Origin of the sequence: Proteus sp. fly-1067, from assembly GCF_040139345.1 — a bacterium.
Lineage (GTDB): Bacteria > Pseudomonadota > Gammaproteobacteria > Enterobacterales > Enterobacteriaceae > Proteus > Proteus vulgaris_B.
The window spans coordinates 1-608 of sequence record NZ_JBEEUL010000153.1 but is presented as its reverse complement, the minus strand read 5'-3'; the positions used below and the strand labels follow the sequence as shown (position 1 = coordinate 608).

Genomic DNA, 608 nt, shown 5'->3' with positions numbered 1-608 from the left:
CACCACTGTTTGCAGAAGAGGCCGCTGATGTGAGCACCACAAAGTTAACCACACTGGCGGCAGCAGGCAAGCTAATGAGTACAAACATTTCAACAAACGGGCTCTTGTCCGCTAAAATCGTGCGCCATGGTGTGACCGCCATAATTACAATCAGTGATAATACATAAAATGCAATGATCCTAAATGGGATGGCGTTAATTGCTCTTGGCAATGATTTTTCAGGATCACGAGTTTCAGCTGCTGCGGTGCCCACGAGTTCTATCCCTACAAAGGCAAAGATAGCGATTTGGAAGCCAGCAAAGAAACCACTGATCCCCATAGGGAACATCCCACCATCATTCCAGATATTGCTCAAAGAAGCGGTATGACCTGCGGGTGATTGGAAATTCATGGCAATTAATGTTCCACCAACAGCGATCAAGGCAACAATGGCAACAATTTTGATCATGGCAAACCAGAACTCAAGCTCACCAAATAATCTGACTGAGACTAAATTCAGGGTCAATAATGTTACTACACAAATAAATGAGGTAACCCATTCAGGGAAATCGGGTACCCAGAAACTGACATACGATGTGATAGCAACAATATCGGCAATTCCTGTGATC

At 44.4% G+C, this 608-nt stretch carries 1 protein-coding gene; it reads right to left on the bottom strand.

Annotated features, from left to right (window positions below):
• A partial coding sequence (locus tag ABN217_RS19710) for an amino acid permease (RefSeq protein ID WP_349459924.1) occupies window positions 1–608 on the bottom strand: 608 nt, incomplete at both ends.